General features: G+C 65.1%; 6 protein-coding genes and 1 pseudogene. 4 read left to right on the top strand and 3 right to left on the bottom strand.

Annotated features, from left to right (window positions below):
• Positions 1-29: 29 nt before the first annotated feature.
• Positions 30-908, bottom strand: a pseudogene (locus tag LI94_RS25125) (PPE family protein); the annotation flags it as partial.
• A gap of 216 nt (positions 909-1,124) precedes the next feature.
• Here LI94_RS25125 and LI94_RS23345 point away from each other — a divergent pair.
• Positions 1,125-1,460: a hypothetical protein gene (locus LI94_RS23345; RefSeq protein WP_152664880.1), complete on the top strand. Its 336-nt coding sequence runs from the start codon at positions 1,125-1,127 to the stop codon at positions 1,458-1,460.
• A 323-nt stretch (positions 1,461-1,783) separates the two neighbouring features.
• On the opposite strand, the gene LI94_RS19490 is transcribed toward LI94_RS23345, so the two are convergent.
• Together LI94_RS19490 and kstD are read right to left on the bottom strand one after the other, a co-directional pair.
• The gene (locus LI94_RS19490) at positions 1,784-2,644 is read right to left on the bottom strand and encodes a MaoC family dehydratase (protein ID WP_046302226.1); all 861 of its coding nucleotides are present in this window, start codon (positions 2,642-2,644) and stop codon (positions 1,784-1,786) included.
• Between the two features lie 2 nt (positions 2,645-2,646).
• Positions 2,647-4,329 carry a 3-oxosteroid 1-dehydrogenase gene (kstD, locus tag LI94_RS19485; RefSeq protein ID WP_046302228.1) on the bottom strand — a complete coding sequence of 561 codons (1,683 nt, stop codon included), beginning with the start codon at positions 4,327-4,329 and terminating at the stop codon, positions 2,647-2,649.
• Positions 4,330-4,592: 263 nt separating this feature from the next.
• Here kstD and LI94_RS19480 point away from each other — a divergent pair, with 263 nt between their 5' ends.
• From LI94_RS19480 to LI94_RS24705, 3 genes are all read left to right on the top strand, one after another.
• A complete protein-coding gene (locus tag LI94_RS19480) occupies positions 4,593-5,852 on the top strand; it encodes a cytochrome P450 (protein WP_125078940.1) in 1,260 nt (419 codons plus the stop codon).
• Between the two features lie 167 nt (positions 5,853-6,019).
• On the top strand, positions 6,020-6,805 hold the full coding sequence (locus tag LI94_RS19475) for a 2-keto-4-pentenoate hydratase (protein ID WP_046302225.1): 786 nt from the start codon (positions 6,020-6,022) through the stop codon (positions 6,803-6,805).
• 20 nt (positions 6,806-6,825) lie between these two features.
• Positions 6,826-6,911: hypothetical protein (locus LI94_RS24705; protein WP_239651268.1), on the top strand; the 86-nt coding region annotated here is incomplete at its 3' end.

Below are 6,911 nucleotides of genomic sequence, written 5' to 3'. Positions count from 1 at the left end.
CGGCAGCGTCAGATGTGTATAAGAGACAGACCCAGGTTGCTGATGGACAAGGCCAGCGCCGTCTGCAGCAGCGCCGGGGCCAGCTGGCTAAGCAGCGGCGCGAGTTGGGCGGCATGGAACGTCAGGTCGGCGATGATCCAGGTGAGGTCGGTCATGAACGCGCCAGGATTGGTCAGCAGGTCGATCAGCAGCACTTCGGCGTAGTAGCCCAGTTCGCCCCATACGGCCACCCACCATCTCGGGTCAGTCGGATCCAGGCCCTCGCTGGCGTGATCGTGGTTGTGACCGCCATCCAGGTCGTCGTCGTCGTTGTGCTCGTGCTCGTGCTCGTGGTCGTGGTGCTCGTCGTGCTCGTGGTCGTCGTGACTGTGGTCGACGATCGTTGGCGCTACAGCCGGCTGCGGCGCCGAGGCCAATGCTGCGCCGGACACCGCTTCGTAGGTGGCCATAGTGGTCGCGGCCTGGACCCACATTCGGAGGTAGTCGGCTTCGTTGAGCGCTATCGGAATGGTGTTGATGCCGAAGAAGTTGGTCGCGACCAATACACCATGGCTGGCGTGATTAGCGGCCAGCTCTGCCAACGTCGGCATGGTCGCCAGCGCGGTGACGTAGGCCGCAGCCGCTGCTTCGTGCAGGGAGGCATGCGCGGCGCTGTCGGCACTGGCTTTGGTCAGCCACGCCAGGTACGGGAGATGCGCGGCGAGGTAGCTCGCGGCGCTGGGTCCCTGCCATGCCCCGGCCTCGGTGGCGGCCAACGATTCCCGCAGCGCTTCGGCGATCGCGGTGTACTCAAGGCTCAGCAATGACCATGCGCCGGCGGCGGACAACAGTGGGCCGGGCCCAGGGCCGCTGCTCAACGCAGCTGAATGAACCTCTGGAGGAGATGCCATCCACATAGGCGCGGTCATAGAGCTCACCATACTGAAAATGAAAATCATTATCAATAACGATAAGAGTTGTGCGCTGGCCGTGGACGCCGAGGACTGCTGGTGGACACGTGACTGGTGGTACTGCTGTTCCCGTGAGGCGGATGTCCGTATGTCGGGCAAGCGCAAGACGTACGCCCCGGCGTTTCAGGGGCAGGCGGGCCGCCTGGTAGTCGAGACCGGTCGGCCCGTGCCCATGTGGCCGCCGAGATCGGTGTGGGTGAGCAAGCGTTGGGCCGCTGGGTGCGCCCCGCCGGCGAGGTGTCCGACGCCGACAATAATGGTGTGGCGCTTAATGCTGACGAGCGTCCTGAGCGGGTGCTGTTGAGCGAAGAGAACGCTGAATTGCGTTCGGGCGGGCAGCTTTTGAAAAATCCGCAGCTTCGTCGCCTCCGAACGGAACGGTGGAAGCGTACCGGGTCATCGAAGTCGAGAAGGTCAACTCGCCATCGTGCCGATGACCGGCGTTTCCATGACGTCTCCGGTCAGGTGTACGGCGCACCGCGATCCGGGCTGATCTGCAGATCCGAGTGAGGACGGGGAAGTCATTTCCGGTAAGACCGCGGCAGCCTCCATGCGTCGGCAGCGACTGGCCGGAATCAGCCCACGGCGGTTCGTTCCGGTGGCCACCCTCGTCGATCTCGACGCCCACCGGCCCACCGGCTTGGTAGATCGCCCATTCGATCAGGGGCGCTCGAGGTGAGCCCTGGACATACCCACTTCCTCCCAGCGAACCCGTGCACCGCTGCCTCGGGTGTCCACTGAAACTGAAGGCTCAATCACATGACAGACTCGCTCATCCCGGCCGTGACCACTCCAAGCCACGCTCACCAGAAGCCCGTTTCAGGTCGAAGTAGCTATGCCGTAACAAGCTCCACATCATTGAGGATGGCGGCATCGTCACGCGAGGGTGCGATCACGTTGCCCACCAGTCGATCGCCGTCTTTCCACAGCCGGGCCCGCAGCGTCTCGCCGGGGAAGACCACGCCGGCGAACCGGGCGCCGAAGGAACGGACCGCGCCGGCGTCGCCGTCCAGCGCGGTGTCCGCCGCTGCCTTGCAGGTCATGCCGTAGGTGCACAGGCCGTGCAGGATCGGCCGGTCGAAGCCCGCCGCGGCCGCGAACGCCGGGTCGGAGTGCAGCGGGTTGCGGTCGCCGCAGAGCCGGTAGAGCAGTGCCTGCTGCGGGGACACCGGGATGTCGACTTCGAAATCCGGTGCCCGGTCGGGCAGTTCGCTCGACGTCGACGGCCCGCGCTCGCCGCCGAAGCCACCCTCGCCGCGAGCGAAGATGGACCGGTGCTGCGTCCACAGTGGCGTGCCGTCGGTGCTGGTCACCGAGGTCTCGAGCACCACCACGGCAGCCTTGCCCTTGTCCCACACCTCGACGATCCGGCTGATCGCGCGGGCGCTGCCCGATGGAGGCAGTGGCGCGGGCACGGTCACCTTCTCCGAGGCGTGCAGGATCTTGGCCAGGTCGATCTCGATCCCCGGCCAGCTCACCTTCGGCGGGTCCACCTCGTTGAATGAGGCTGCGACGCAGCCGAAGGTCGGTAGTACCTGCGGCGTGCGGTCCACCACGTAGCTCAGCTCACGCGGATCCATCGGGTCCGACCCGGCGCCCAGCGCCAGGTTGTAAAGCTGCACATTGGTTGCGGTCCAGGAGAATTCGACCTGGCCGAACTCTGCTCCCAGTGCGACGTCGAGATCGATCGCCATAATCAGGCCTTTCCGGCGATGTCGAGGGCGGCCAGGTAGCCGAACGTCATGGCGGGTCCGATGGTGCCGCCGGGGCCGGGGTAGGTGTGGCCCATCACCGGTGCGCTGACGTTTCCGGCCGCATACAGCCCGGCGATGACGCTGTCGTCGTCGCGCAGTGCCCGGCCGTTGACGTCGGTGCGGATCCCGCCCTTGGTGCCCAGGTCACCGGGCACCATCTTGGCCGCGTAGAACGGGCCTTGCGCGATCTGGCCCAGGTTGGGGTTCGGCTTGTTGGTCGGGTCACCGTAGTAGCGGTCGTAGGCGCTCTCGCCGCGGTGGAAGTCCTCATCCACGCCCGTCCGCGCGAACTCGTTGAACCGCTCGACGGTCGCTGCCAGTGCGGCGGCCGGCACGCCGGTCTTGGTCGCCAGCTCTTCCAGGGTGTCGGCGGAGACGATCACCCCGGACTCCAGCCACTTCTTCGGGATCCGCTGTCCCGGCTGCAATCCCGCGAAGATGTAGTTGTTGCGGTAGCGCTGGTCGAAGATCAGCCAGGCCGGGATGTTCTCGCCGGGGCCGGGGCCCTGACCGAACTCGCCGCCGTACATGTGGTGGCAGGCCTCGACGTAGGGCATCGACTCGTTCATGAACCGCTTGCCGGCCATGTTGACGATGATCGATCCGGGCGAGTTGCGCTCCGAGAGCGCGAACCACGGTGCCCCGGGCAGCGGCACCGTCGGCCCCCACCAGGAGTCCTCCATGATGTCCAGGGCGGCGCCGAGCTTCTCGCCGGCCACGATCCCCTCGCCGGTGTTGGCCTTGGCGCCCACGGTCCATTCGGTGGTGATAGGCGCGCGCTGGTACTTCACCCGCATCTGTTCGTTGTGCTCGAACCCGCCGCTGGCCAGGATGACCCCGCGCCGTGCGCGGATCAGCCGCGGCTCACTCGACTCGGAGTCGCCCGCCGCCCGGACGTAGACACCGGAGACCACGCCGTCTTCCACGTAGAGGTCGGTAAGCGCGGTATTGAGCTGCACCGGAACTCCGGCTTTCTGCAGGCCGATGCGCAGCGGGGCGATCAGAGCCCGGCCCATCCCGACCAGGTTCTTGCCGGTGGCCTGGGCCCACATGGTGCGGGCGCCCACTTTCAGGCTGCGCAGCACCCCGCGCGGGTGGCGCTTGAGCTGGTTGAGCCGGACGTAGTCCTGCTGCATGACAACGACGTTCAGCGGCACTTTGCCGTAGGCCGGCTCCAGGCCGTTCATGTCCGCGCCCAGCTTCTTGGCGTTGAACGGCTTCGGCTCGATCGAACGGCCGGTGGGCTTGCCGCCGGGCTGCTCGGGGTAGTAGTCGGCGTAACCGGGAACCCAGCACATCTTCAACGGCGAGTTCTTCAGCACGAACGACAGCATCTCCGGCCCGCGCTGCAGATAGGTGTCGATCTTCTCGGCGGGAACCACGTTGCCGACGATGGTGTGCAGATAGGTGCGAGCAGCCTGGACGTCATCTTTGACGCCGGCGCGCTGCAGCACCTCGTTGTTGGGGATCCACACGCCACCACCGGAGCGAGCGGTCGAGCCGCCGTAGTGGGCGGCTTTCTCGATGACGATGGTGGACAGTCCGTGGTGGGCGGCGGTGAGCGCGGCGACCATCCCGGCGCCGCCGCTTCCGACCACGACGACGTCGTACTCCTGTTCGGCCATGTAGAACACGTTATAGAATTGCCCCGCCCGGGCGCCAGTTGGCTGGGCTTATCGCGCGCGCGGCTCCCGTGCAACCGTTCCCTACCCTGCTGGTAACACCTGGGTTTCGGCCAGGTCATGGCCACCTGGCGACACGGTAGAACGTGTTCTAGTTCCGGCTTGGACGCAGGGCCTTTCTGCCCTTTTGTCTCAGGTGAAGGCATGCTTTACTGGCGCTAGAACGTATCGTTTCTCCTGCGGTTCAGTAGTGAGGAGTTGTCATCGTGGCCAGCCCTACTATCCCGTCAGCCACCGGTATTCCGGCCGGTTTCGACTTCACCGATCCGGAAATCTATGCCGAGCGACTGCCCGATGCGGAGTTCGCCGAACTGCGGCGCAGTGAGCCGATCAAGTGGATCGAGCAGCCCGACGATAAGAGTGGCGGCTTCAAAGACGGCGGTTACTGGGCGATCACCCGCCATGAGGACGTCAAGGAGATCTCGCGGCTCGACGGCGTGTTCTCCAGTGAGCGCAACGGGGCGATCCCCAGGTTCCATGACGAGACAACCCGTGAACAGCTCGACGCGCAGCGGATCTTGATGTTGAACCAGGACGCGCCGAAGCACACGCGGCAGCGGCGGATCATTTCCCGTGGCTTTACGCCGCGACACATCTTGCCCTTGCACGATGACCTGCAGGCGCGGGCGCAGGCCATCACCAAAGAGGCGCTGGCGCGCGGTCGCGGGGACTTCGTGGTGGAAGTGGCCTCGGAGTTGCCGTTGCAGGCGATCGCGGGGTTGATGGGGGTGCCGCAGGAGGACCGCGGCAAGTTGTTCGACTGGACCAACCAGATGACGTCGTACGACGACCCCGAATTCGCGCACTATGACCCTGCGGCCTCGGCGCTGGAGATCATCACCTATGGGCTCAAGCTCGCGGAGCTCAAGCGGCGCAACCCCGGCCCCGACATCGTGACGACGCTGGTCGAGGCCGACGTCGACGGCGAGAAGCTGGGCGATGACGAGCTGGGCTACTTCATCATCCTGTTGGCGGTGGCCGGCAGCGAAACCACGCGCAACTCGATCACCCAGGGGATGATGGCGTTCACCGAGCATCCCGAGCAGTGGGAGCTGTTCAAGAAAGAACGTCCGGCGACTACCGCCGACGAGGTGGTGCGCTGGGCCACTCCGGTGACATCGTTTCAGCGCACCGCAACGCGTGATCACAACCTGAACGGCACGTTGATCAAAGAGGGGCAGCGGGTGGTGATGTTCTACCGCGCGGCCAACTTCGACGAGACGGTGTTCGACAAGCCGCAGGAGTTCAACATCTTGCGTGACCCGAACCCGCATGTCGGTTTCGGTGGTACTGGTGCGCACTACTGCATCGGCACACATCTGGCACGGATGACCATCGGACTGATCTTCAACGCGATCGCCGACAACATCCCCGACCTCAAGCCACTGGACCGCCCGCAGCGGCTGCGTTCGGGTTGGCTCAATGGCATCAAACACTGGCACGTCGACTACACCGGTGGTCGGTGATCAGGAACCGCCGATCTTGCAGCGGGTGAAGTAGGGCAGATCGGTCAGCGGCGCCGCCACGGTGGGCTGCGGCCTCGTCTCCGTGTTGGCGTTTTAGAACACGTTATAGAATTGCCGCTGAACGGCTCGTTTCATCCGCTCAACACCACCCGAGGGGACCATCGAAGATGCTCAGCGCCCAGATCCGTGAGGAACTCGCTGCCGAGTTGGCGCAAGCGGAGCGGAGTCGGGTTCCGATCTCTCCGTTGACGGCGGCTCAGCCCGGTATCGACGTCGTCGACGCCTACGAGATCCAGCTGATCAATATCCGCCAGCGGATCGCCGAGGGCGCCCGCGTCGTCGGACACAAGGTCGGCCTGTCCAGCGAGGCGATGCAGCAGATGATGGGCGTCGACGAACCGGACTACGGGCACCTGCTCAACGAGATGCAGGTGTTCGAGGACTCCCCGGTCAAGGCGTCGAACTACCTCTACCCGCGGATCGAAGTAGAGGTGGCCTTCATCCTGGCCGCGGATCTGCCGGGCGCCGACTGCACCGAAGAGGACGTGCTGGCCGCGACCGAGGCCTTCGCCCCGGCGATCGAACTGATCGACAGCCGGATCACCGACTGGAAGATCAAACTCTGCGACACCATCGCCGACAACGCCTCATCGGCGGGATTCGTGCTGGGCAAGCAGCGGGTCAAGCCCGGTGACATCGACATCAAGAACATCGACGCGTCCTTGACCAAGAACGGCGAGGTGGTCGCCCAGGGCCGCAGTGACGCGGTGCTGGGCAACCCGGTCACCGCGGTGGCCTGGCTGGCTCGCAAGGTGGAAAGCTTCGGGGTGCGGTTGAAGGCCGGCGACATCGTGTTGCCGGGCACCGCGACCCGGGCCATCGATGTACATGCCGGTGACGACTGTGTTGCCGAGTTCTCCGGGCTGGGTTCGGTCCGGCTGGTTTTCGCATAGATTCGAATTGAGGAGCGTTCATGGCTGCTAAGGCCTCAGTGGCGATTGTCGGGTCGGGCAATATCAGCACTGATCTGTTGTACAAGTTGTTGCGTTCGCAGTGGCT

Origin of the sequence: Mycobacterium sp. UM_Kg27 (assembly GCF_000972905.1) — a bacterium.
Taxonomy (GTDB): Bacteria; Actinomycetota; Actinomycetes; order Mycobacteriales; family Mycobacteriaceae; genus Mycobacterium.
The sequence above is the reverse complement of the archived record's forward strand: the minus strand, read 5'-3'. Positions and strand labels throughout refer to the sequence as shown.

Bases quoted from the DNA above. Each gene is read 5' to 3' on its own strand.
- LI94_RS19490 (WP_046302226.1), bottom strand. From the start codon at position 2,644: ATGGCGATCGATCTCGACGTCGCACTGGGAGCAGAGTTCGGCCAGGTC.
- kstD (WP_046302228.1), bottom strand. From the start codon at position 4,329: ATGGCCGAACAGGAGTACGACGTCGTCGTGGTCGGAAGCGGCGGCGCC.
- LI94_RS19475 (WP_046302225.1), top strand. From the start codon at position 6,020: ATGCTCAGCGCCCAGATCCGTGAGGAACTCGCTGCCGAGTTGGCGCAA.